The sequence below is a fragment of the Pseudomonas sp. SID14000 genome, from assembly GCF_002165135.1.
Classification (GTDB): Bacteria; Pseudomonadota; Gammaproteobacteria; order Pseudomonadales; family Pseudomonadaceae; genus Aquipseudomonas.
In genome coordinates, this window is the sequence record NZ_NFZQ01000004.1 from 32,435 (window position 1) to 57,625 (window position 25,191).

Genomic DNA, 25,191 nt, shown 5'->3' on the forward strand with positions numbered 1-25,191 from the left:
CCCTCGGGGACAAGCAGGCCATTCGCTTCGGTTTGCTGGGGGTTGCCAGCTGCGATGTGTTGACCCTGCTATCGGCCTGGTCCCTGCCTCGATCTACTGTGTAGCGGCCCTGCTTGCCGTGGCCGGTGGCGGCCTGACGCTGTTACTGGCGCGGCGCGCCAATCGCGGCTGAACGCTCAGCCGGCTGCGGCGCGCCCAGCGCCTGGCTGAAGAACGCCGCGGTTTCGCGTTGCAGAGAATGGTGGATGTGCCGGCGGTCCACGCCTGCTGCGTCCTTGCACAGCGCCGGCATCCTCACATACTGCTCGGCATCGCAATGGGCCATGAACACGAAGTGCCCGGCGCCGGCCAACAGGCGGTAGTCCGGTGTGACCGGCAGCTTGCGGGCCAGGGCTTCTGCGTTACGGTCCACAGCCACTAGCTGGTCGCTGTCGCCACTGTAGATCAACGCCGGTACCTGCACCCCGACCAGAGCATGGCGCCCGAACAGCAGGCTCAACGGCGCCATCAGCATTACCGCCCCCACCCGCTGGTCGGCCTCGGGTACCAGCTCGCTGCGGTCGGCAATCAGTACGCCGTGGGTTTTGCAGGCATCAGCGTCGTTCGGGCGCTCCAGGCAATACTGGCGCAGGCGGTCCAGGTCAGGGCGCGCGCCTGAGAGAATCAAAGCGGTTTCACCACCGGCCGAGTAGCCGATCACCCCCACCTTGCCGTCATTCAGGTAGGGCCCCAGCAAGGCATCATCGCGGGCGGCCGTGATGGCGGCACTGACTTGCAGCGGCCGGCCATACAGGTTGCTCAGGGTGCCCAGGCGGCTGTGGTCACGCGCGTTGTCCCCCGGATGCACCACCGCCACCACGATAAAGCCCTGACGCGCCAGTGACGTCGCCAGGTAATGCAAGGCCAGCGGGCTACCGGTATTGCCATGGGACAACACCAGCAACGGGAACTGGCCCAACGCGACCGGCGCCTCTTCAGCCACGTCGATCAGATAGCCGTCCATACGGCTGCTGCGCGTTCTGCCAGTGGCCGGGTAGAACGCCAGCGCCTGCATGGGCCGGGCGTCGACCGGGTCGGCCAGGCTCATGTGGTGCAGGCCGGCAACCCAAGGTGCGGCCTCGGCGTTGGCCAGCAGGCCGCCGAGCAGGGCCAGCAGCAACACACAGCGTGGGAGAGTCATCGGCCGGCTGTTCCTTGCAGGGCGAAGAGATAGCCCAGCATAGAACCGGCCTGGGCTGCACCGGATGAAACCTGGATGAAACCGAAGTCATGCAATGCATGCCCGCGTCCTATGCATTTGCACTTTTCGTCGAACCCGTGGCATAGATGCAGGTCCACGTCTCTACGTGACCGTTTCGCGCCATTGAAGGAGATTCATGCATGAGCAAGCCCGCCTACGTGCCACCCAAGGTCTGGCGCAACGACGCAGCATCCGGCGGCCAGTTCGCCAACATCAACCGCCCGGTTGCCGGCCCGACTCACGACAAGGACCTGCCGGTGGGCAAGCACCCGCTGCAGTTGTACTCCCTGGCTACGCCCAATGGCGTCAAGGTCACCATTGCCCTCGAAGAGCTGCTCGCGCTGGGCCACCAGGGCGCCGAATATGATGCCTGGTTGATCCGCATTGGCGAGGGCGACCAATTCTCCAGTGGCTTTGTCCAAGTAAACCCCAACTCGAAGATCCCCGCCCTGCTCGACCGCAGCGTCGAGCCGCCGGTGCGGGTGTTCGAGTCGGGCTCGATCCTGCTGTACCTGGCGGAAAAGTTTGCCGCCCTGCTGCCCAAGGAGCCGGCTGCACGCACCGAAAGCCTGAACTGGCTGTTCTGGCAAATGGGCGCCGCGCCCTACCTGGGCGGTGGCTTTGGCCACTTCTATGTGTATGCGCCGGAAAAGTTCGAGTACGCCATCAACCGCTTCACCATGGAAGCCAAGCGCCAGCTGGATGTGCTCGACCGGCGCCTCGCCGAAAGCCGCTACCTGGGCGGCGAGGAATACAGCATCGCCGACATCGCCGTGTGGCCCTGGTATGGCCAGCTGGTGCGCGGCAACCTGTATGGCGCAGCGGAGTTCCTGGCGGTTGACGAGTACCCGCATGTGCAGCGCTGGGCCGAGGAAATTGCCCTGCGCTCGGCGGTGCAACGCGGTACCCGGGTGAACCGAACCTGGGGAGATGAAGACAGCCAGGTGCCGGAGCGGCATGCGGCGGCAGACTTGGAGTGAGCAGCAATCGGGGCCGATACAGGCCCCGACAATGCCCGCCTGCAAAAAACCATTTGCCCCCGCGCAAACCTGCGCCCGCCAAGCCCTTCTTGTACACTCCTCGCATTAGCCCCCACCTGCACATTTTTTGGTGAACGCATGATCGAGGTAACCGAGGTTTCCATTGCCGAGCTGCGCGACGCGCTCGAGTCGGGCCGCACGACGGCGGTCGAGCTGGTCCAGGCCTACCTGGCGCGCATCGACGCATACGATGGCGCCGACACCGCCACTGCCCTGAATACCGTAGTGGTACGCAACCCCGAGGCGCTGAAAGAGGCCGAAGCCTCCGACGCCCGTCGCGCCAAGGGCCAGGTCCTGAGCCCGCTGGACGGCATCCCCTACACCGCCAAGGACAGCTACCTGGTCAAAGGCCTGACCGCTGCCTCCGGTAGCCCGGCCTTCAAGGACCTGGTGGCTCAACGCGACGCCTTCACCATCGAACGCCTGCGCGCCGCCGGCGCCGTGTGCCTGGGCAAGACCAACATGCCACCCATGGCCAACGGTGGCATGCAGCGCGGTGTATATGGCCGCGCCGAAAGCCCGTACAACGCCAACTACCTGACCGCGCCGTTCGCCTCGGGCTCGTCCAACGGTGCCGGCACCGCCACCGCCGCCAGCTTCAGTGCCTTCGGCCTGGCCGAAGAGACCTGGTCCAGCGGCCGTGGCCCGGCGTCCAACAACGGTCTGTGCGCCTATACCCCGTCGCGCGGGGTGATTTCGGTGCGTGGCAACTGGCCGCTGACACCAACCATGGACGTGGTGGTGCCGTATGCCCGCACCATGGCCGACCTGCTGGAAATTCTCGACGTAGTCGTAGCTGACGACGCCGACAAGCGCGGTGACCTGTGGCGCCTGCAACCCTGGGTGCCAATCCCGGCGGCTTCCACGGTGCGCCCGGCTTCGTACCTGGACCTGGCCGTGGATGCCACTGTGCTCAAGGGCAAGCGCTTTGGTGTGCCGCGCATGTACATCAATGCCGATGCCGAGGCCGGAACTTCCGAGAAACCTGGCATTGGCGGCCCGACTGGCCAGCGTATCCACACCCGCGCCACGGTGATCGAGCTGTGGCAGCAGGCCCGTCAGGCGCTGGAAGCGGCTGGTGCAGAAGTACTGGAAGTTGACTTCCCGCTGGTGTCCAACTGCGAAGGCGACCGCCCGGGCGCTCCGACCGTGTACAACCGTGGCATCGTCAGCAAGGAGTTCCTGCATGACGAATTGTGGGAGCTGTCGGGCTGGGCCTTCGACGACTTCCTGCGCGCCAACGATGATCCCAAGCTCAACCGCCTGGCCGACGTCGACGGACCACAGATCTTCCCCCACGACCCAGGCACCCTGCCCAATCGTGAGGACGACCTGGCTGCCGGCATGGACGAGTATGTCAACATGGCCAAGCGTGGCCTGAAGACCTGGGACCAGATCGAGACCCTGCCTGACGGCCTGCGCGGCCTGGAACAGACCCGCAAGATTGACCTGGAAGACTGGATGGACAACCTGGGCCTGGACGCGGTGCTGTTCCCCACCGTGGCCGATGTGGCCCCGGCTGATGCCGACATCAACCCGGTATCGGCCGACATCGCCTGGAGCAACGGGATCTGGGTGGCCAACGGCAACCTGGCGATCCGTCACCTGGGGGTGCCGACCGTGACTGTACCGATGGGTGTGATGGCCGATATCGGCATGCCGGTGGGGCTGACCTTTGCCGGCCGGGCTTACAGCGACAATGCGCTGCTGAGCTTTGGCGCAGCCTTCGAGGCGACCGGCTCGCGGCGGATGATCCCGCCGCGTACCCCGGCCCTGAGCTGAGGCCTGAAGGGGCCGCTTTGCGGCCCATTCGCGGGTAAACCCGCTCCCACAGGTTCACCACAGGTCTTGAGTACTGTGGGGTCCCTGTGGGAGCGGGTTTACCCGCGAAATGGACCTGAAAAAGCAAATCGCGAAATTCAACTTTATGTGTAAAAATACACAAAACGTTGATTTGTGATCTGCCATGCCTATCTCCCCCAGCGAAGAACGCCAGCTCACCCTCACCGTCCTCAAGGCCGCCATCCAGGCCATGGGCAGCGTTGCTGCGCGCAACATGGAAATCCTCCTGCACGACCTCGACCACCCGGAACACTCCGTGGTGGCGATCGTCAACGGGCACCTTTCCGGCCGCAGCGTCGGTAGCCCGATCCTCGCTGCCCCGGAACAGGACCAAGGTTTCAAGGCACTGATGCAGGCTTCGGCCGACCAGCACGGCTGTGAGCCGGTAGTGCTGCCTGACTACCCCACCACCCTCAAGGGCCGCACCCTGCGCAGCGCCACGGCGATCTTCCGCGACCGCAGCGGCCACCCCTTCGCCAGCCTCTGCGTCAACACCGACGTCACAGGCCTGGACGCTGCCATGAACTTTCTCCAGCAGTTCCAGCCGCTGGGGGCTGCGCCTGCCGTCAGTGAACCCGCCGACATGGAACTGCTGATGAGCGAGATAATCCAGGCATCTCTGCAGCGCAGCGACCAAGGGCGGATGAACAAGCAGGCCAAGGTCGAGGCCGTGCGAGTGATGCAGGAGCGTGGCCTGTTCATCGTCAAGGGCGGCGTGGAAAAGGCCGCCAGCGCCCTTGGCGTGACCCGCTACACCGTTTACAACTACCTTGAGCAACTGCGCGGAGCCAGCCAATGACCTTGCATATTCATACCCCCCTGATCGAATCCCGGCCGCTTTCGCTGGCCGCTGGCCGCAACGTCTGGCTCAAGCTCGAGGCCCTGCAGCCCTGCGGCTCGTTCAAGCTGCGCGGCGTGGGCCACGCCTGCGAGGTGCACCATGCCCGTGGCGCGCGGCATTTCGTGTCTTCCTCGGGCGGCAACGCGGGCCTGGCAGTGGCCTATGCCGGGCGCAAGCTGGGCGTGCCAGTGACCGTGGTGGTGCCCGAGACCACCACTGAGCGGGCCAAGGAACTGCTGCGCCTGGAGGACGCACAGGTAGTGGTGCATGGCAGCTCCTGGCAAGAGGCCAACGCCCTGGCGCAGACCTTGGTCGGCCCGGGTGACGCCTTCATTCACCCATTCGACGACCCGCTGCTGTGGGCCGGGCATGCCAGCCTGGTGGATGAAGTCGCCGAGGCCGGCGTGAGGCCGGATGCCGTGGTGTTGTCGGTGGGCGGTGGCGGTTTGCTCAGTGGCGTGGTCGAGGGGCTGCAGCGCAACGGCTGGAGTGATGTACCGGTGCTGGCGGTAGAAACCGAAGGCGCGGCATCGCTGCATGCGGCCATGCAGGCGGGGCATTCGGTGGAGCTGGAACGTATTGCCTCGGTGGCGACGTCGCTGGGGGCCAAGCGTGTGGCTGACCAGGCGCTGGTGTGCGTGCAGCAGCATCCGGTGCACAGCCATCTGGTCAGTGACCGCGCTGCGCTGGAAGCCTGCGAACGGTTCTTGCGAGACCATCGCGTGCTGGTGGAGCCTGCATGTGGGGCGGCTTTGGCGTTGGCCTATGCACCAGGCGCCCTGGCGCAGTACCAGAATGTGCTGGTGGTGGTTTGTGGTGGGGCTACCGCCACGCTGGAGCAGATCCAGGCGTGGTTGAAGCAGGTTGATTGAGGTTACCTGTACCGGCCTCTTCGCGGGTAAACCCGCTCCCACAGATTGGACTGCGCAAGGTCTGAAGCAAGCGCATTCCCTGTGGGAGCGGGTTCACCCGCGAACACCGGCGGAGCCGGTGCCATCCAATGCAACACTCATCGGATTCTCCTTGCGGCACCCGGTTGCTGATTACGATAGTCACATGCCGCTGTTCTACTAAGCCCGCCGCAACCGGAAAAATCCCTCGCAACGGCGTCAACCACGACGAAATGCGTAACCCACCCTTTCGGTCTGCGGCAAGTGAAGGCACAATGCGTGTCCTTTTTTTGGCCGGCCTGGCCGGGGGCCTTTAAATGATCAAGACGCCGTACTACCTCATCGATAAAACCAAGCTGCTGGGCAACATGGAGAAGATCGCCTACGTGCGCGAACACTCCGGTGCCAAGGCACTGCTCGCCCTCAAGTGCTTTGCCACCTGGTCGGTCTTCGACCTGATGCAACAGTACATGGACGGCACCACCTCTTCGTCGCTGTACGAGCTCAAGCTCGGCCGCCAGAAATTCGCCGGCGAAACCCACGCCTACAGCGTGGCCTGGGCCGACGACGAGGTCGAGGAAATGCTCGAGAACTGCGACAAGATCATCTTCAACTCGATCGGCCAACTGCAACGCTTCGCCGCACAGTCCGAAGGCAAAGTCCGCGGCCTGCGCGTCAACCCGCAGGTCAGCAGCTCCGACTACCTGCTGGCCGACCCCGCCCGCCCGTTCAGCCGCCTGGGCGAATGGGACCCGGTCAAGGTCGAACAGGTGATCGAGCAGATCTCCGGCTTCATGTTCCACAACAACTGCGAGAATGGCGACTTCGGCCTGTTTGACAAGATGCTCACGCACATCGAAGAGCGCTTCGGCCACCTGCTGCACAAGGTCGAATGGGTCAGCCTCGGTGGCGGCATCCACTTCACCGGTGAAGACTACGCGCTGGACGCCTTCTGTGCGCGCCTGAAAGCCTTCTCGGAAAAGTACGGCGTGCAGGTGTACCTGGAGCCGGGCGAAGCGGCCATCACCAACAGTGCCTCGCTGGAAGTGACCGTGCTCGACACCCTGTACAACGGCAAGCACCTGGCCGTGGTCGACAGCTCGATCGAAGCGCACATGCTCGACCTGCTGATCTATCGCCTCAACGCCAAGATGGCCCCCAACGACGGCGCGCACACCTACATGGTCTGCGGCAAGTCGTGCCTGGCCGGTGACATCTTCGGCGAATACCAATTCGATCGTCCGCTGGCCATCGGTGATCGCCTGTCGTTCGTCGACGCGGCGGGTTACACCATGGTCAAGAAAAACTGGTTCAACGGTCTGAAAATGCCATCCATCGTGGTCAAGCAACTCGACGGCAGCGTCGAAGTGGTGCGCGAGTTCGGTTTCGAAGACTACGTTTCCAGCCTGTCGTAAGACCGGCTTTCAGTAAGGAGCAAGGGATAAATTGAAGAAGAACGTTCTTATCATTGGTGCAGGAGGTGTCGCCAAGGTGGTGGCCCACAAGTGCGCGCAGCATAACGACGAACTGGGTCGTATCGCTATCGCGTCACGGAACATCTCCAAATGCCAGGCCATCATCGAAAGCGTCAAGGCCAAGGGTAGCCTCAAGGTACCCGCCGACATCCAGGCCTTCTCGCTCAATGCCCTCGATGTCGAGGCAACCAAGGCGCTGATCCGTGAGACCGAATCGCAGATCGTGATCAACGTTGGTTCCGCCTTCCTCAACATGTCGGTGCTGCGTGCCTGCATCGATACCGGTGTCGCCTACCTGGACACCGCCATCCACGAAGAACCGGGCAAGATCTGCGAGACACCGCCGTGGTACGGCAACTACGAGTGGAAACACCTTGAAGAGTGCCAGGCAAAGAACATTACCGCCATTCTCGGCGTCGGTTTCGACCCGGGTGTGGTGAACAGCTACGCCAAGCTGGCGCAGCAACAGTATTTCGACAGCATTGACTCGATCGACATCCTCGACGTCAATGCCGGTTCGCATGGCAAGTACTTCGCCACCAACTTCGACCCGGAAATCAACTTCCGCGAGTTCACCGGGCAAGTGTGGAGCTGGCAGAACAGCCAGTGGACCAGCAACACCATGTTCGAGGTCAAGCGTACCGACGACCTGCCAGTGGTAGGCTCGCAGAACCTGTACCTGACCGGCCACGACGAAGTTCACTCGATTTCGAAGAACCTCAACGTGCCGAACGTGCGTTTCTGGATGAGCTTCGGCGAGCACTACATCAACGTGTTCACCGTGCTCAAGAACCTGGGCCTGCTCTCCGAGCAGCCGGTGAAAACCGCCGAAGGCCTGGAAGTTGTACCGCTGAAAGTGGTCAAGGCCGTGCTGCCGGACCCAGCCTCGCTGGCCCCGGGCTACACCGGCAAAACCTGCATCGGCGACCTGGTCAAGGGCACCAAGGATGGCCAGCCACGCGAGGTGTTCATCTACAACGTGGCCGACCACGAAGAAGCCTACGCCGAGACCGACAGCCAGGGTATTTCCTACACCGCCGGGGTACCGCCAGTGGCTGCCGCCCTGCTGGTTGCCCGTGGCGAGTGGGATGCCAAGCGCATGGTCAACGTCGAGGAACTGCCAGCCGAGCCGTTCCTCAAGGCACTGGACGTGATGGGCCTGCCGACCCGCGTCAAAGATGAAAAAGGTGATCGTCCTTGGGACGCTGAAGCCTAAGCAGCAAGACAGAGGGGCGCCATCAAGGCGCCCCTTCTGCTTTTGCAGGCCCGACCTCTTCGCGGGTAAACCCGCTCCTACAGACCTGTGAAATACCTGTGGGAGCGGGTTTACCCGCGAAAGGGCCGGCACAGGCTTACCTCTATTTCCGAGCCTCCAGGATCAGGTTGAACGGCGTCTGCGTCGCCCGCCGGAACCGGTTGAAACCCGCCTCCTCGAACACCGCCCGCAACCGCGCTTCCCCAGCCTGCGCACCCAGCCCCAACCCCACCTCCTGCGACAACGAATTCGGCGTGCAGATAAACGTCGATGCCGCATAGAACAAGCGCCCAACCGGGGTCAGGTTGCCCTCCAGCGAATCCTCGGCATAAGGCTCCACCAGCATCACCGTGCCGTCGGCCTTCAATGCACGATATGCATGCTTCGCAGCCCCCACCGGGTCGCCCATGTCGTGCAGGCAATCGAAGAAACACACCAGGTCATGGTCATGCCCCGGGTAGTCCTTGGCGCTGGCCTGCTGGAAGCTCACCCGTCCTGCCAACCCCGCCTCGCGCGCGCGCATGTTGGCGATGGCGATGGAAGGCCCGTGGTAGTCGTAGCCGATGAAGGTGGATGCCGGAAACGCCTGAGCCATGACCAGCGTCGAAGCACCATGCCCACAACCCACATCCGCCACCTTGGCGCCCGATTGCAACTTGGCGACCACGCCTTCCAGCGCCGGCAACCATTCGGCAACCAGGAAGGTGCGGTAGCCCGGCCGGAAGAACCGTTCGGTGCCGCTGAACATGCATGGGTGGTGATCGCCCCAGGCCAGCCCACCGTCACCGCGCATGGCCGCGACCAGCTTGTCCTTGTCATGGAACAGCGCAGCCACCACAGCGGCACCACCGGCCATGTAGGCCGGGGAATCCTCCAGCGCCAGGGCCATGGCCTGCTCTTCGGGCAACACGAAACGGCCCTTGTCATGCACCATGTAGCCCGAGGCGGCCTGGGCGCAGAGCCATTCGCGCACCAGCCGCGGGTGGCAGCCGGTCTTTTCCGCCAGCGCCTCGGGGGTAGTCGGCAGGCTGTCGGCCATGGCCCGGTACAACCCCAGCTCATCGCCAAGAATCACGTTGGCCAAGGTCGCCGCAGCGCCCATGTCGCCCACCAGCTTGCCCATGAAGTCGTGAAGCCTTGCCTCGTCCATGACCTGCCCTCCTCTGCAAGAAGGCCATCGCCAGCGAGGGACATCCGCTCCGGGGAGGCGGTGGTCGATTGAATGGTATGGGCCTGCCTGGCGCTACCCAACGCAAGCCACTTGTAAGTTTAGATGCCCTGATCAGAGGGTTTTGCCTGCCCAGCCAACTTTTCCAGCAGCACCTTGGCCAGCGCCTTGTCCGAGAACGGGTTCTGCCCGGTGATCAGTTCGCGGTCCACCACCACATTGGGTTGCCAGGCCTTGGCGTAGCCCATGTCGCCCCCAGCCATTGCCATGGCGTTGGCCGGGTAGAACAACAGCCGCTGGTCCTTGAGCGAACCCTCGAACACCTGCTCCTCGGGGTCGGAGAAAATGGTCATCTTGTAGCCCTTGTACAACCAGTCATTGGCTGCCGGCTTTTCACCACGCGCCAGCGCCGACTGGTAGCTTGCCGGGTCCTGCTGGGCCGAGAGCAAGGCGATGGGGCCGTGGCAGATGGCGGCTGTGGGCTTGCCGGCCTGGTGGAAATGCCGCAGCAAGGCGCCCACGTCCGGATTGTTGGCCAAGTCGATCAACGGCGCATGCCCCCCGGGGATGAACAGCCCGGCATAGCGGCCCAGGTCACCTGCCAGGACCTCTCTCACCGACAGGGTATCGTCAATGCCCGGCAGGCCTTGCACGACCTTCTCGATCCGGCGCATCTCCTGCGCATCACCGGCAAAGTAGCTTGGGTCGATCGAACGCTGGTCGACGCGCGGCGCATTACCCTTGGGGGTGACCAGCACCAGCTTGTAACCAGCCTTGAGCAACTGGTCGGCAGGCACGCCGAACTCGTTGAGGTAGTAGCCGGTGGCATAGTGTTTACCGTCCTGCAGCGGCAGCTGGTGCTCGCTGGACAACAGCACCAGCACCTCGCCCTTGGGCGCGGCATGGGCACCAGCGGCAAGCAGGGTGCCGGCAACAGCCAAGGCGAGCCGGGACATCTTGGTCATGCAACAATCTCCTGATCAGGCAAATAGGGTCCGCTCACGTTAGCGGGATGCGTTCATGCTAACGGCAAGGCTATGATTCGATAATTCGAAAGCCCGCATGCCTGTGATCCAGAAAATGAATATCACCAGTAAGGACCTCAATCTTCTGTACCTGTTCCATGTGCTGTATCAGGAGCGCAATGGCACCCTCGCTGCCCAGCGCATGGCCCTGAGCCAGCCCGCACTCAGTCACAAGCTCAACAAGCTGCGCCACGAGTTTGGCGATCCCCTGTTCGTCCGTGCCCCCAGGGGCCTGACCCCGACACCACGCGCTCACGAACTGGCACCGGAGGTAGAACGCCTGGTGGTGGGCCTGGAAGGTTTCTATGAACGCTGCGAAGGGCAGGATTTCCTCGCCCGCCCTGCCCGCCTGCACCTGTACAGCACCGACTATGTGGAACAGACGCTGCTGCCCAGGCTGCTGCCGATCCTGCGCAACCAGGCACCGAACCTGACGCTGGTCACCCACAATACCCGCGGCCAGCTACCTCGCGAGGAGCTGGAGAAAGGCACCTGTGACCTGGCCGTTGCAGGCTTCTTCACCGACCTGCCGGAGACCTTCCACCAACAGCGCCTGCTCAGCGAAAACTTCGTAGTGCTGGCCTCGCGCAACCATCCAGGCCTGGGCGACGGCCTGGACCTCGATACCTTCCTCGCCAGCGACCACCTGCTCACCACCCTCACCGGTGACCTCGATGGCCTGGTCGACCGAGCCTTGCGCAGCCTGGGGATGCAACGACGGGTCGTGGCTGGCCTGTCGAGCTTCGTGGCCCCCACGCGCCTGCTGCGTGGCACCAACCTGCTGCTCACCTGCCTGCGCTCGCTGGCCGTTGAAGCCACCGAGCGCGATGACGACCTGATCATGTACCCACTGCCGCTGACACTGCCTGCCATCGAGGTGATGCAGATCTGGCACGAACGCACCCATGCCGATCCCCTGCGGCGCTGGTTCCGCCAACAGCTACGGAGCGTCGCCGAGGAGGCAACAGCCTGCGCTGGTAACAATTTCTAAACAACGCTGTGACATTTTTTTTCAGCTTTCTCGCCAAGGAGCTGTCAAATGAAGGTCACGGTTTTCGGTACCGGCTATGTCGGCCTCACTCAGGCAGTTTGCCTGGCCCAGGTGGGACACTCGGTGTTGTGCATGGATGTCGACGCCGAGCGGGTCGCCAGCCTCAATACAGGCCATTGCCCGATCTTCGAGCCCGGCCTCGCGCCGATGCTGGAGAAGAACCTGGCCAGCGGTCGCTTGCGCTTCACCACCGACGCCGGCGAAGCGGCCAACTACGCCAGGTTGCAGTTCATCGCCGTCGGCACCCCACCACAGGCCGATGGCAGCGCCGACCTGAAGCACGTGTTCGCCGTGATCGACAGCATCCTCGAACATGCCGACGGCCCCAAGGTGATCGTCAACAAATCCACTGCGCCGGTCGGCACGGTGCACCGCATCAAGGCACGCATCGCCCAAGCCGTGGCCGATACCAGCCGTTTCCACGTCATCAGCAACCCCGAGTTCCTCAAGGAAGGTTCGGCAGTTGACGACTGCATGCGCCCGGAGCGCATCATCATCGGCGGCGCGGAACCTGCCGAGGTCGAGCTGCTGCGCGAGCTGTACCTGCCATTCAGCCGCAACCGCGAAAAACTCATGGTCATGGATGCGCGCAGCGCCGAGCTGACCAAGTACGCGGCCAACTGCATGCTGGCGACCAAGATCTCCTTCATCAACGAAATCGCCAACCTGGCAGAACACCTGGGCGCCGACATCGAAATGGTGCGCCGTGGCATTGGCTCGGACCCGCGCATCGGCTACGACTTCATCTACGCCGGCTGCGGGTTTGGCGGTTCGTGCTTCCCCAAGGACCTGCAAGCCCTGCGCCGCAGCGCCGAGGCCGAAGGCTTCGAGCCGCAACTGCTGCGTGCGGTGGAGTCGGTCAACGAGCAGCAAAAGGGCCGGCTGTTCAGCAAGATCCAGCGCCACTACCCACGCGGCCTGCGGGGCAAGGTCTTCGCCTTGTGGGGGTTGTCGTTCAAGCCCAATACCAACGACATCCGCGAGGCCTCCAGCCGGGTCCTGCTGGAAGCGCTATGGGCCGCCGGCGCACGAGTGCAAGCCCATGACCCGCAGGCCATGGAAGAGATCCAGCGGCACTATGGCCCGCGCACCGACCTGCAGTTGGTGCCCTGCAAGGACGATGCACTGCACGGCGCCGATGCCCTGGTGATCGTCACCGAATGGCAGGACTATCGCGTTCTCAACCTGGACAAGGTGCCACAGCAACTGGCCGACCGGGTGGTGTTCGACGGGCGCAACCTGTTCGAGCCCGAGCACATGGCCGCCGCCGGCCTGACTTACTACGGCATCGGCCGTGGCCAGGTGCAGCCAGCATGCCCGTACTGATTACCGGCGTGGCAGGCTTCATCGGTTACCACCTTGCACGGCGCCTGTGCGAAACGGGCATCGAGGTGATCGGTATCGACAACCTCAATGCCTACTATAGCGTCCAGCTAAAGCTGGCGCGCCTGCAGCAGTTGTTCGGCTTTGCCAATTTCCGCTTCCACGCCGTCGATATCGCCCACCCGAGCGAACTGCAACAACTGTTCGCCGGGCAAGCGTTCAGTGAAGTGATCCACCTGGCGGCGCAGGCCGGGGTGCGCTATTCGCTGGACAACCCCGGCGCCTACGGCCAGGCCAATCTGGTCGGCTTTCTCAACATTCTCGAAGCCTGCCGCCAACAGCCGCCGCGCCACCTGATCTACGCCTCGAGCAGTTCAGTGTACGGCGCCAACGCCAAGCTTCCGTTCAGCGTCGACGACCCGGTCGAGCAACCCGTGTCGCTGTATGCTGCCAGCAAGCGCGCCAATGAACTGATGGCGCACAGCTACGCACACCTGTACCGGTTGCCGACCACCGGCCTGCGCTTTTTTACTGTCTACGGACCCTGGGGCCGTCCCGACATGGCCTTGTTCAAGTTCACCCGCGCAATACTCGAGGGCCGGCCGATCGAGGTCTACAACAACGGCCTGATGGGGCGCGACTTCACCTACATCAACGACATCGTCGAGAGCATTGTGCGCTTGCGCCTGAAGCCTCCACTGCCGGCCGGCGGGCAACCGCCCTGCCAGCTGTTCAACATCGGCCGAGGCGAGCCGGTACGGCTGCTGCACTTCATCGAATGCCTGGAGCATGCCTTGGGCACCAAAGCCCGGCGCGACTACCTGCCGCTGCAAGCGGGAGATGTGCTGGAAACCTGGGCCGACATCGATTCGCTGGCGCGCTGGATCGACTACACCCCGGGCACATCGCTGGAACATGGCGTCAACGCCTTCGTTGGCTGGTACCGGGATTTCTACCGGATTTGAGCCGCGCAATCCCAACAAGATCACAGGTAGCCTCATGACAGAACCACTTGACCTCTCGGTACTTATTCCTGCCAAGAATGAGGTCGACAACCTGCCATCACTGCTGATGGAAATACGCACGGCACTGGCCGCTGAACACTACGAAGTACTGGTAGTCGATGCCGGCAGCAGCGACCACACCCTGAGCGTGCTGAAGCAACTGAAAAGCCAGAGTTACGCGCAACTGCGCATCCTGACATCTCCCAGCCACGTCTACCACTTCGCCTGGGCGGGCTCGCATGCCGCTCTAATGGACTGCACATAACTAATTGAATCAGCAGGAACCCCTGTGGGAGCGGCTTTAGCCGCGAACACCGGCGCAGCCGGTGCCATGCACCGCGTTGGATTCTTCGCGGGTAAACCCGCTCCCACAGGGGATCGCGCCAACTTTTTCGGGGGTAGTCCAGGTTCCCGGGATTGCCCAGCGCTTTTGGGCTGCGCTGCCGCGCAGAAAAAATATTGCAGCTCCATGGGAGCGAGCTGCCCGCGAAGGGCCGCACGGTACCTTGCTAAGGCGTAACGGCGCTCTCGGGAGGATTGAGCTGCAACACCTCGTTGGTATATGCCCACTCCTTATGCAACTGGTCCGGGTGGTCGTTCAGGCGAATGCCGTAGGTCGGGATGATCTGCCTGATCTTGGCCTGCCACTGCGGCGATGCCACCTTGTCCTTGAACATCTTGTTCAGCACGTCGAGCATGATCGGCGGTGCGGTCGAAGCGCCGGGCGAAGCCCCCAGCAACCCGGCAATGCTGCCATCCTTGGACGTCACCACCTCAGTGCCGAGCTTGAGCACGCCACCCAGTGCCTCGTCTTTCTTGATGATCTGCACCCGCTGGCCCGCCTGCCACAGCCGCCAGTCTTCCTTTTTCGCCTCAGGGAAGTAGGTACGCAATGCTTCGAAACGGTCATCGTCAGATTGCAGCACTTGGCCGATCAGGTACTGCACCAGGTCGAACTCGCGCACCCCGACCCTTACCATTGGCCAGGCGTTGTGCACACTGGCGCTGGCGAACAGATCAAGCAGCGAGCCCTGCTTGAGGAACTTGGTCGAGAAGGTGGCGAACGGCCCGAACAGGATCATGCGCTTGCCATCGAGCACACGGGTGTCCAGATGCGGCACCGACATCGGTGGCGCACCAGTGGCGGCGATACCGTAGGCCTTGGCCATGTGACGTTGGGCGATGGCCGGGTTGTCGGTAACCAGGAACGAACCTCCGACCGGGAAGCCGGCATAGTCCTTGGCTTCATCGATGCCCGACTTCTGCAGCAGCGGCAGCGCCGCGCCGCCAGCACCGATGAACAGGTACCTGGCGTCGGTGGCAGCGTTGCTGCCGTCCTTGAGGTTCTTGTACTCGACATGCCAGGAGCCGTCTTCGTTGCGGGTGATGGCCTGCACTTCGCTCGACAGCTTGAGATCGAAGTTCGGCCGGGTCTGCAGATAACCTACGTACTGCCGGGTGATCTCGCCGAAGTTGACGTCAGTGCCGATCGGCGTCCAGGTCACGGCCAGTTTCTGGTTGGGGTCGCGGCCTTCCATCATCAACGGCACCCACTTGCGAATCTGCGCGGGGTCCTCGGAGTACTGCATGGGCTTGAACAGCGGGCTTGCCTGCAGTGCCTCGTAGCGCTTTTTCAGGAAACGAATGTTGTCGTCACCCCAGACAAAGCTCATGTGCGGGGTGGTGTTGATGAAGGAATGCGGGTTCTTGAGCACGCCCTGCTTCACCTGCCAGGCGAGGAACTGGCGGGTGATCTGGAACGACTCGTTGATCTCCACTGCCTTGCTGATATCGACCTTGCCGCCCTTCTCCGGGGTGTAGTTCAGCTCGGCCAGGGCCGAGTGGCCGGTGCCGGCGTTGTTCCAGCCGTTGGAGCTTTCTTCGGCAACCTTGTCCAGGCGCTCGACCATTTCCATCGACCAACCCGGCTCCAGTTCATTGAGCCAGACTGCCAGGGTTGAACTCATGATGCCGCCGCCCACCAGCATGATATCGACTTTCCTGGTTTCCGCGGCGCGGGCATCGAGCATGCCGAATGCCAAGGCCAGCCCGGTCAGCGCCAGTACCGGCTTGATGGTGATCTTCATAACGTCTCCCGTACCTCGTTGCTGTCCGTCAGTACAGACACAAGCTTAGATGAGGGATTTAGTCGGGCACGACTGACGCGCAATCACTTGCAATCAACCACATCTCAAAATACTGTATGAATATTCAGTTTTACAGGTCAGCCCCATGCAACTCATCGCCAAACTCGGCATCCTTGCCGATGCTGCCAAGTACGACGCCTCCTGCGCCAGCAGCGGCGCGCCCAAGCGCAACTCGCGCGGCGCCGACGGCCTGGGTGCCACAAATGGCATGGGCATCTGTCACAGTTACACCCCCGACGGGCGTTGCGTATCACTGCTCAAAGTGCTACTCACCAACTTTTGCCTCTACGACTGCCAGTACTGCGTCAACCGCCGCTCCAGCAACGTGCCACGCGCGCGCTTCAGCCCCGAGGAAGTGGTCCGGCTGACCCTGGACTTCTACCGGCGCAACTGCATCAGCGGCCTGTTCCTCAGCTCTGGCATCATCCGCTCGGCGGACTACACCATGGAGCAGTTGATCCGCGTGGCCCGGCTGCTGCGCGAAAAACACGACTTCCGGGGCTACATCCACCTCAAGACCATCCCCGATGCCGATCCGCTGCTGATCGAAGAGGCCGGGCACCTGGCCGACCGGCTCAGCGTCAACATCGAACTGCCGACCGACGCCAGCCTGAAACGCCTGGCGCCGGAGAAACAGGCGCATACCATTCGCCAGGCCATGGGCGTGATCCACCTGGGCCAGCAGGCCGTGGCCCACGAACCCAAGGCGCCGCGCTTTACCCCAGCCGGGCAAAGCACCCAGGTGATCGTTGGCGCTGACAGCACCGACGACAGCACATTACTGCGCAATGCTGAATCGTTGTACCAGGGCTACGGCCTCAAGCGCGTGTACTACTCCGCCTTCAGCCCCATCCCCGACAGCCCGGGCAGCGTACCCCTGGCCGCACCGCCGCTGATGCGTGAGCATCGCCTGTACCAGGCTGACTTCCTGCTCCGAGGCTATGGCTACAAGGCCGGCGAACTGCTGGGCCAGGGCGGCAACCTGGCGCTGGACATCGACCCCAAGCTGGCCTGGGCTCTGGCCAACCGCGAAGTATTCCCACTGGACGTGAACCGTGCCGAGCCGGCGCTACTGGCACGCATCCCCGGCATCGGCCTGCGGAGTGTGCAGCGCCTGGTTGCCCTGCGACGCGAGCGGCGCATCCGCTATGACGACCTGATTCAGTTGCGCTGCGTGCTGGACAAGGCGCGGCCGTTCATTGTCACCAGCGACTACCGCCCGGCCCAGGCCGAGCTGCGCAGCGGCCTGCTGAGGGCGCGCTTGCGTGAGCCGCAAGCGCCGGTGCAGATGGGCTTGTGGGGATGATCGCGCTCGACTGCGACGACCTGTTTGCCACCTGGCGTGATCAGGCTCGGGTGTTGTTGGGGCATGGCATCGACCCGTCGCAGGTCACCTGGGCGCAGGGGCCGGTGGCGGATTTGCTGGCCGTACCGACAGCGCTCCCGGAAGGCTCCGGTCCTTTCCGGGCCAAAGTGCCAGCGGCGCTGCTGAGCCAACTCGAACAGGCCGCCCGCTACCGTGGCGAGCAACGCTGGAATTTGCTTTACGAAGTACTGTGGCGGGTGGCCCACGGTGACCGCACTGCGATGCTGGCGGGTGACCGGTTGGGCAGTGAGCTGCAAAGACGGATCAACCAGGTCACTCGCGAAGCGCACCATCTGCATGCCTTTGTACGCTTCGTGCCACTACCGGAAGTATTGGCTGAACAGCTGCAACTTGACCTGGTGGCCTATCACGAGCCGGCGCATGACATTCTGGAAAGCGCCAGTGCGCATTTCGCCGACCGCCTGGGGCGCTTGCGCTGGATGATTGCCACGGCGCGCGACGGCATACACTTCGATGGCCAGGCATTCGATTACCGGCGCCAGTGCCCCGAGCCCTGGCGCCAGTGGGCGCGCAACATCGAAGACCCCGGCGCCGAGCTATGGCGCACCTACTATCGCCATACCTTCAACCCTGCACGCCTCAACCCCGATGCCTTGCGCCTGCACATGCCCGGGCGGTTCTGGCGGCATTTGCCGGAGGGCATGCTGATTCCGCAACTCGAAGGCCTGGCACGGCAAGGCAAGCAACGGGACGGACAGGCCGTAGAAGTGGCAGCCCAGTCCGGCAAGAAAATCAGCAAGCCTGCAAGTGATTGCCGAGGAGCTGCAACTGACCGGGTTCACGCCAGGGCCGGTGGTGGACATGATCAATGAAACGGTCGAAGGGGATTTGACCGAGGATGGACGGTTAGCGGTGGCCACGTATGAATTGTGTTTGCCCTGAACAGCTGCTTGTGGGTTTCAAGTACCCAGACAAATGGCCAGCTTGCTTTTACCGCTCCACGGGCATAGCGTTCGGAAGTTTTCTTTTCCGTGCCCAGGAGCAACTCCATGTACACCGGCATCGTCCAGGCCGTCCGCCCTCTGCTTGATGTGACCACCTACCCGGGCCACAACCAGTTCACCATCGACCTCACCCCGGAACTGCTCGACGAGCTGAAGATCGGCGCCAGCGTCAGTGTTGAAGGTACCTGCCTGTCGGTCACCGAAATCCACGGCACCCAGGTCAGGTTCGACGCCATGACCGCCACCCTCAAGCGCACCAACCTGCGCAATTTCAAGGCCGGCCAGGGCGTCAACATTGAACGCTCGGCGAAGATGAACGCCGAAGTCGGTGGCCACCTGATGGCCGGCCACATCGCCACCACCGCTGAAATCGTCGAGCTCTCCATCAAGGAAACCGGCGCCTTCATCAAGTTCCGCATGCCACCGGAATGGGGCAAGTACGTGTTCGCGCGCGGTTTCATCGGGGTCAACGGCTGCAGCCTGACCGTCGCCGATGTCGAGGACAACGTGATCACCATCAACCTGATCCCGGAAACCCTGCGCCAGACCACCTTCGCCAGTTACAAGGCCGGCGAGCTACTCAACATCGAAGTGGACCACCAGACCATGGTCCTGGTCGATGTGGTGGAACGCACTATCAAAGGCACCCTGGCCCGCGAAAAACTGCTGCCCTGAGGCCCGCCCATGCTGCCTACCACCCTCCCCGCACGCACGGCCAAACGGCTGCGCCTGCAAATTCTGCGTGGTCGTGTCGGTCTCGGCCTGGTGGCCGGCCTGTCAGTGCTGGCCGGCATGACCGATGCTATCGGCCTGCTGGCGCTGGGTGACTTCGTGTCGTTCATGAGTGGCAACACCACTCGCCTGGCCGTCGCCATCAGCGAAGCGGACCTGGCCCTGGTGTTGCGCCTGAGTGCCGCGGTGCTGGGCTTCGTCGTCGGCAACGCCCTGGGCGTGCTGCTGGCACGTGGTTTCCGCCGCAGGGCCTGGCCGGTGCTGCTGGTAGTCGCCGCCCTGCTGGCCTTCGCGGCGGCATGGCCCTTGGCGGTCACCTTTCCGGCGTTGCTCGCGGCCACACTGGCCATGGGCATGATCAATGCCGTGGTTGAACAGGTAAACGGCCTGCCCATCGGCCTGACGTACGTCACCGGCGCCCTGTCGCGCTTCGGCCGTGGCCTGGGGCGCTGGCTGCTGGGCGAGCGGCGCAATGGCTGGCGGGTGCAACTGGTGCCCTGGGGCGGCATGCTGCTGGGTGCCGCCCTGGGTGCCTGGCTGCAACACCACCTGGGCCTGCTGGCAATGACCGGCAGCTGTGCACTGGCCTGTGTACTGGCCATGGTGTCGCGGTTCATCCCCGGTTCCTGGCAGCGCGGTTACATGCCGCGCTGATCACCTGTGAGAGCTGGCTTGCCGGCGACGCGCCGCGAAAGCGGCGCGCTCTGAAATCAGATGCCTTCGCGGGCCAGGTCCATGGCGAAGTAGGTCAGGATCAGGTCGGCACCTGCACGCTTGATCGCGCCAATGCTTTCACGCACCACCCGGCCTTCATCGATGGCGCCAGCCAGGCCGCCGAACTTGATCATCGCGTACTCGCCGCTGACCTGGTACGCCGCCAGCGGCAGGCGCGATGCTGCACGGATATCGGCGATCACGTCGAGGTAGGCACCGGCCGGCTTGACCATCAGCACATCCGCCCCTTCCTGCTCATCGAGCAGCGACTCACGCACGGCTTCGCGACGGTTCATCGGGTTCATCTGGTAGCTCTTGCGGTCCCCCTTCAGCGCGGTACCGCCGGCTTCACGGAACGGGCCATACAGCGACGATGCGAACTTGGTGGAATAAGCCATGATCGCGGTATCGTGGAAGCCGGCACCATCCAGCGCGCTGCGGATGGCCTGGACCTGGCCGTCCATCGCTGCCGAAGGGGCAATGAAGTCGGCACCGGCGGCAGCGGCGATGACCGCCTGCTTGCCCAGGTTGGCCAGGGTGGCGTCGTTATCTACACCGTGGTCGTGCAGCACACCACAGTGGCCGTGGCTGGTGTATTCGCAGAAGCAGGTGTCGGACATCACCACCATTTCCGGCACGGTGTCCTTGCAGATGCGCGACATGCGCGCGACCAGGCCGTTTTCGTTCCAGGTGTCGCTGCCAACGGCGTCCAGGTTGTGCGAAACGCCAAAGGTCATGACAGACTTGATACCGGCGCGGGCATAGCGCTCGATCTCCTGGGCCAGCAGCTTCTCGGGGATGCGGTTGACGCCCGGCATGCTGGTGATCGGCACGAAGTCATCGATGCCCTCTTCGACGAAGATCGGCAGGATCAGGTCTTCAAGGCGGAACTCGGTTTCCTGGAAGATCGTGCGCAGGGACTCGTTCTGGCGCAGGCGGCGTGGACGAACGGACGGGAATTGGTTGGACATGACAGCTCCAGGGAATTTGAACGGCGTATACCTTATGCCTGTCGCGCGCCAGTGAAAAGGCCAGATGACGAGATATTGTCTTGCGTCAACAGCAACAAGCCTGCGATGGCCCTATCTTGCCTTAACGGCCTGCGCAGGTCCTGTAGGAGCAGCCTTGTGCTGCGAAGGGGCCATTACAGCCGAGGGTGATATGTTGCCTTGCAGGCCTCTTCGCAGCACAAGGCTGCTCCTACAGAGAACTGTGCAGCCCTCAAGGCAACCTATTACTGCAGCCAGGGCGGCGCAGGCTCCTCTGCCCTGGCCACCCCATGCTCGGCCTCGACCCGCGCGGCACGCCGGCGCGCATCATCCAGCCGCGCCGCATCGATCTCGCGCATCACCCCGGCCACGTCAGCCGCCTGCTCGTCATCCTCGAACAGCCCCGTCAGCGGGCTGTCCGGGCGCAGTTCGCCCGCCTCGTACAAGGCCCACATTTCCTGCGCATACCGGGTACTTTTCAGCTCCGGGGCAAAGCGCCCGAAATAATGGGCCATGTTGGCCACATCGCGTTGCAGCATGCTGAAGGCATGGTTATTGGCCGCTGCATCCACCGCCTGCGGCAGGTCGATGATCACCGGCCCGTCCGGACCAAGCAGCACGTTGAACTCCGACAGGTCGCCATGCACCAGCCCGGCACACAGCATCAGTACTATCTGGCGAATGACGAAGGCATGGAACGCCCGGGCATCTTCGGCGTCGAGGTGCACGTCGTTCAGGCGTGGCGCCGCGTCACCGTCGGCATCGGTCACCAGCTCCATCAACAGCACGCCGTCCTGGAAGTCGTAGGGCTTGGGCACCCTCACACCGGCGCCGGCCAAGCGGAACAGCGCTGCCACTTCGGCGTTCTGCCAGGCGTCTTCGGCTTCCTTGCGGCCGTACTTGCTGCCCTTGGCCATGGCCCGGGCCTGACGGCTGTTGCGCACCTTGCGGCCCTCCTGGTACTCGGCGGCCTGGCGGAAACTGCGCTTGTTGGCTTCTTTATAGACCTTTGCACAGCGCACCTGGCTGCCGCAGCGCACCACATACACAGCGGCTTCCTTGCCACTCATCAATGGCCGCAGTACTTCGTCGACCAGGCCGTCTTCGATCAGGGGTTCGATTCTTTTCGGTGTCTTCATCAGGCTGCGTTCGGGGTCCTGGCTGTGATGGCGGACATCCTCTCACAGCCAGGGGCGACTTGCTCGTCTGTCTTCACTGATAGCGCATCAGACGCCCTGCCCTACGCTACCAATTGCCACCCCGCGCGCTCGACGCCGTGTGACCAGCAACCCCGAACATACCACCAACACCGCCAGAACCATGGTCGATATCACCTCCAGACGGTGGTCCGGGCGGAACAGCATCAGCACCAGCACGCCACTGATGAACAGGATTACGCCCCAGGTCAGCCACGGGAACAGCCACATGCGATAGCCCAGGGTCTTGCCTTGTGCGGCCAGGCGCTGGCGCAGGCGCAGTTGGGAAATGGCGATCACCAGGTACACCAGCAGGGCAATGGCGCCCGAACTGGCCATGAGGAAGCCGAACACCTTGGCCGGCACCAGGTAGTTGGCGATCACCGCCAGGAACGCCGCACCGGTAGACAGCAGCACCGCCACCACCGGCGTACCACTGCGGCTGGTCACCTGGGCGCAGGCAGGGGCGTCACCGCGACGGCTCAGCGAATAGACCATGCGCGAGGCGGTGTACAGCGAGGAGTTGAGGCAGCTGGTCACCGAGGTCAGCACCACGAAGTCGATGATGGCCTTGGCATGTGGCACACCGAGGGTGTCCAGCACCGTGACATAGGAGCCTTCGGTGGCCAGGCGCGGGTCGGTCCACGGCACCAGCGCGATGACGATGAAGATCGACAGGATATAGAACAGGGTTATCCGCCAGATCACCGAGTTGGTGGCCTTGGAAATATGCTTGCCTGCTTCGTCGGACTCGGCCGCGGCGATGGTCACCACCTCAGCCCCGAGGAACGAGAACATGGTAATCAGCATGGCGCTCAGCACTGCACCAAAGCCGTTGGGCATGAAACCGCCGCTATCCCACAGGCGCGACACACCGCTGACACCGGAGCCTGGCAGCAGGCCGAAGATGGCGCACACACCCAGCGCGATGAAACCGACGATGGCCACTACCTTCACCAACGCAAGCCAGAACTCGAACTCACCGTAATTCTTCACGCTGAACAGGTTGGTGGCGGTCAGCAACAGGGTAATCACCAACGACAATACCCAGATCTCCAGCTGAGGAACCCAGGAGTTGATGATGGTGGCGGCGATATTGGCCTCGATGGGAATGATCAGTACCCAGAACCACCAGTACAGCCAGCCGATGGTGTAGCCGGCCCACTTGCCGATGGCGAGGTCGGCATAGGTAGAGAACGAACCAGTGTCTGGCGAGGCAACGGCCATTTCAGCCAGCATACGCATCACCAGCACCACCAGTGCGCCGGCCAGGATATAGGCCAGGATGGTGGCGGGCCCTGCTTCGGCAATCGCACGGCCGGAGCCGACGAACAGGCCGGCGCCGATCACGCCGGCGATGGACAGCATGGTGACATGCCGTGATTTCAATCCATGACTCAAATTGTTCTTGTGGGTTTGCATGGCGCTACCTTGTTGTTTTTGTCATGCCCACGCTGGGGCCGCCGGCTTGCACGTCACCGACGCAGGCGCGAAAAAGCCCGCCCTGCCCTAGATGGTGAGTAGGGCAGAACGGGTTGAGTAAAACGAAACCGCAGAACCTGTTACGGGTTTGTCAGCCGGCTGCCCGCTGACGGGGCGCAAGGTCGGCCTTGGGGAAAGCTGCGCCCTGGCGGCAGACCTGCTCACATACCTTGTCAACGATATAGGCGCCGATCGGGATGGCGGAGGTGGCGGCCGGCGACGGCGCGTTGCACACGTTGACGCTGCGCGCCGTGTTGACGAACAGGAAGTCGTCGATCAGCTTGCCGTCACGTGACACGGCCTGGGCACGTACACCGGCCGGGTAAGGCGTGAGGTCGGCCTTGGTGATGCTTGGGCAATACTTCTGTACCTGCTTGAGGTAGCCACCCTTGAACAGCGAGTTCTTCATCTCGATCAGGCCTGGGCGGAAGTTCTTCGCCAGCACCTTGAGGATGCCGGGGGTGGTCAGGGTCTGGAACAGGTCGCCGGGGCTGACGTCGCTCTTGCGATAGCCCTCACGCTTCATCGCCAGCACGGCGTTGGGGCCAACGGTGACGGTGCCGTCGATCATGCGCGTAAGGTGCACGCCCAGGAACGGCATGGACGGGTCGGGAATCGGGTAAATCAGGTGGTTGACGATCTGGTTGTGCTGCTTGGGCAGCAGGTAGTACTCGCCGCGGAACGGGCAGATGACAAACTCGGTACGCAAGCCCAGCATGCTCACCACGCGGTCGGCCATCAGGCCCGAGCAGGTCACCAGGAAACGGCTGCGCAGCTCGTCGCCATGATGGTCGCCACGCGTGCGCACGACCACTTCGCTGGCCAGTTCCTGCAGGCCGACCACCTCGGCGCCATAGCGGATTTCACCGCCGGCGCGCTGGAACTCGGCGCCCATGGCTGCAGTCACTTCGGCGTAATTGACGATGCCGCTGGAGGGCACGAAGATGCCGCCCATGCCAACGATATTGGGCTCGCGCTCGCGCAGCTCGGCCGCCGACAGCCAGTAGCGCTCCAGGCCATTGGCCGCGGTGCGCTCCCACAGCGCCTTCATGCGTTGCATTTCCAGGTCGTTGGTGGCCACCAGCAGCTTGCCGCACTCATCGAAGCGGATACCGTGCTGGGTGCAAAAGGCCTTGGTGGCCTTGTTGCCTTCCAGGCAGAAGCGCGCCTTGAGGCTGCCGGGGGTGTAATACACGCCGGCGTGGATCACGCCGCTGTTGTGGCCGGTCTGGTGGCGGGCCGGGCCGGACTCTTTCTCCAGCAGGAGAATCTTCGCATCCGGGTAGACCTTGATCAGGTGCATGGCCGTGGACATGCCCACAATGCCACCGCCAATGATGATGAAATCGTACACAGCCTTTACCTCACACGCAGGCATTGCCTGACTGGCTCACCAAGGCCCGCGCGGGCCCTGGTGGCATCGTTTTGTGCAAAGACGCGTGGGCG

General features: G+C 63.2%; 22 protein-coding genes. 14 read left to right on the forward strand and 8 right to left on the reverse strand.

The features are described 5' to 3' along the window. Positions 1–142 precede the first annotated feature (142 nt). Entirely contained in the window at positions 143–1,180 is a 1,038-nt protein-coding gene (locus CAY82_RS07030) for a dienelactone hydrolase (protein WP_087500568.1), read from the reverse strand. Positions 1,181–1,380: 200 nt separating this feature from the next. Here CAY82_RS07030 and yghU point away from each other — a divergent pair, with 200 nt between their 5' ends. From yghU to CAY82_RS07060, 6 genes are all read left to right on the forward strand, one after another. Next, the gene (gene yghU, locus CAY82_RS07035; protein WP_087500569.1) at positions 1,381–2,220 is read left to right on the forward strand and encodes a glutathione-dependent disulfide-bond oxidoreductase; all 840 of its coding nucleotides are present in this window, start codon (positions 1,381–1,383) and stop codon (positions 2,218–2,220) included. Between the two features lie 138 nt (positions 2,221–2,358). Next, complete coding sequence (locus tag CAY82_RS07040) at positions 2,359–4,062, forward strand: amidase (RefSeq protein WP_087500570.1); 1,704 nt, start codon at positions 2,359–2,361, stop codon at positions 4,060–4,062. 184 nt (positions 4,063–4,246) lie between these two features. Then, on the forward strand, positions 4,247–4,921 hold the full coding sequence (locus tag CAY82_RS07045; protein WP_087500571.1) for a transcriptional regulator: 675 nt from the start codon (positions 4,247–4,249) through the stop codon (positions 4,919–4,921). Further along, positions 4,918–5,835, forward strand: coding sequence for a pyridoxal-phosphate dependent enzyme (locus CAY82_RS07050; RefSeq protein WP_087500572.1), 918 nt, complete (start codon positions 4,918–4,920; stop codon positions 5,833–5,835). The genes CAY82_RS07045 and CAY82_RS07050 overlap by 4 nt, the downstream gene beginning before the upstream one ends. A 335-nt stretch (positions 5,836–6,170) precedes the next feature. Beyond that, positions 6,171–7,268, forward strand: a complete 1,098-nt coding sequence (locus CAY82_RS07055; RefSeq protein WP_087500573.1) for a carboxynorspermidine decarboxylase — start codon at positions 6,171–6,173, stop codon at positions 7,266–7,268. Positions 7,269–7,299: 31 nt separating this feature from the next. Continuing rightward, complete coding sequence (locus CAY82_RS07060) at positions 7,300–8,544, forward strand: saccharopine dehydrogenase family protein (protein ID WP_087500574.1); 1,245 nt, start codon at positions 7,300–7,302, stop codon at positions 8,542–8,544. Between the two features lie 142 nt (positions 8,545–8,686). On the opposite strand, the gene CAY82_RS07065 is transcribed toward CAY82_RS07060, so the two are convergent. Further along, positions 8,687–9,733 (reverse strand): class I SAM-dependent methyltransferase, encoded by a 1,047-nt coding sequence (locus CAY82_RS07065; protein ID WP_087500575.1) that lies wholly within the window; start codon positions 9,731–9,733, stop codon positions 8,687–8,689. A 119-nt stretch (positions 9,734–9,852) separates the two neighbouring features. Next, the gene (locus CAY82_RS07070; protein ID WP_087500576.1) at positions 9,853–10,716 is read right to left on the reverse strand and encodes a type 1 glutamine amidotransferase domain-containing protein; all 864 of its coding nucleotides are present in this window, start codon (positions 10,714–10,716) and stop codon (positions 9,853–9,855) included. Positions 10,717–10,831: 115 nt separating this feature from the next. Between CAY82_RS07070 and CAY82_RS07075 the strand changes: the two genes are divergently transcribed. Genes CAY82_RS07075 through CAY82_RS07090 form a run of 4 tightly spaced genes read left to right on the forward strand, consistent with a single transcriptional unit; the run spans position 10,832 to position 14,419 of the window. Further along, complete coding sequence (locus CAY82_RS07075; RefSeq protein ID WP_087500856.1) at positions 10,832–11,767, forward strand: LysR family transcriptional regulator; 936 nt, start codon at positions 10,832–10,834, stop codon at positions 11,765–11,767. 48 nt (positions 11,768–11,815) lie between these two features. Continuing rightward, positions 11,816–13,153, forward strand: coding sequence for a UDP-glucose/GDP-mannose dehydrogenase family protein (locus tag CAY82_RS07080; protein WP_087500577.1), 1,338 nt, complete (start codon positions 11,816–11,818; stop codon positions 13,151–13,153). After that, on the forward strand, positions 13,141–14,115 hold the full coding sequence (locus CAY82_RS07085; protein WP_087500578.1) for an NAD-dependent epimerase/dehydratase family protein: 975 nt from the start codon (positions 13,141–13,143) through the stop codon (positions 14,113–14,115). Before CAY82_RS07080 ends, CAY82_RS07085 begins: the two co-directional genes overlap by 13 nt. Positions 14,116–14,149: 34 nt before the next feature. After that, positions 14,150–14,419, forward strand: a complete 270-nt coding sequence (locus CAY82_RS07090; protein WP_256576234.1) for a glycosyltransferase — start codon at positions 14,150–14,152, stop codon at positions 14,417–14,419. A 244-nt stretch (positions 14,420–14,663) separates the two neighbouring features. Here CAY82_RS07090 and mqo read toward each other — a convergent pair whose 3' ends face one another. Continuing rightward, positions 14,664–16,241, reverse strand: coding sequence for a malate dehydrogenase (quinone) (mqo, locus tag CAY82_RS07100; protein WP_087500580.1), 1,578 nt, complete (start codon positions 16,239–16,241; stop codon positions 14,664–14,666). 145 nt (positions 16,242–16,386) lie between these two features. Between mqo and CAY82_RS07105 the strand changes: the two genes are divergently transcribed. The 4 genes from CAY82_RS07105 (at position 16,387) to CAY82_RS07120 (ending at position 20,018) form a co-directional block, all read left to right on the forward strand. Then, positions 16,387–17,607, forward strand: coding sequence for a putative DNA modification/repair radical SAM protein (locus CAY82_RS07105; RefSeq protein WP_087500581.1), 1,221 nt, complete (start codon positions 16,387–16,389; stop codon positions 17,605–17,607). Beyond that, on the forward strand, positions 17,598–18,500 hold the full coding sequence (locus CAY82_RS07110; protein ID WP_256576235.1) for a TIGR03915 family putative DNA repair protein: 903 nt from the start codon (positions 17,598–17,600) through the stop codon (positions 18,498–18,500). Before CAY82_RS07105 ends, CAY82_RS07110 begins: the two co-directional genes overlap by 10 nt. Positions 18,501–18,677: 177 nt before the next feature. Continuing rightward, positions 18,678–19,307 (forward strand): riboflavin synthase subunit alpha, encoded by a 630-nt coding sequence (locus tag CAY82_RS07115; RefSeq protein WP_087500582.1) that lies wholly within the window; start codon positions 18,678–18,680, stop codon positions 19,305–19,307. A gap of 9 nt (positions 19,308–19,316) precedes the next feature. After that, positions 19,317–20,018, forward strand: a complete 702-nt coding sequence (locus tag CAY82_RS07120) for a YoaK family protein (RefSeq protein WP_087500583.1) — start codon at positions 19,317–19,319, stop codon at positions 20,016–20,018. A 56-nt stretch (positions 20,019–20,074) separates the two neighbouring features. On the opposite strand, the gene hemB is transcribed toward CAY82_RS07120, so the two are convergent. The 4 genes from hemB to lhgO form a co-directional block, all read right to left on the reverse strand. Then, complete coding sequence (gene hemB, locus CAY82_RS07125; RefSeq protein WP_013972900.1) at positions 20,075–21,049, reverse strand: porphobilinogen synthase; 975 nt, start codon at positions 21,047–21,049, stop codon at positions 20,075–20,077. Between the two features lie 263 nt (positions 21,050–21,312). Then, a complete protein-coding gene (locus CAY82_RS07130) occupies positions 21,313–22,206 on the reverse strand; it encodes a PA4780 family RIO1-like protein kinase (protein WP_063914830.1) in 894 nt (297 codons plus the stop codon). A gap of 87 nt (positions 22,207–22,293) precedes the next feature. Continuing rightward, positions 22,294–23,685: a GABA permease gene (gene gabP / locus CAY82_RS07135; RefSeq protein WP_087500584.1), complete on the reverse strand. Its 1,392-nt coding sequence runs from the start codon at positions 23,683–23,685 to the stop codon at positions 22,294–22,296. 151 nt (positions 23,686–23,836) lie between these two features. Further along, positions 23,837–25,099, reverse strand: a complete 1,263-nt coding sequence (lhgO, locus tag CAY82_RS07140) for an L-2-hydroxyglutarate oxidase (protein ID WP_087500585.1) — start codon at positions 25,097–25,099, stop codon at positions 23,837–23,839. Positions 25,100–25,191: the final 92 nt, after the last annotated feature.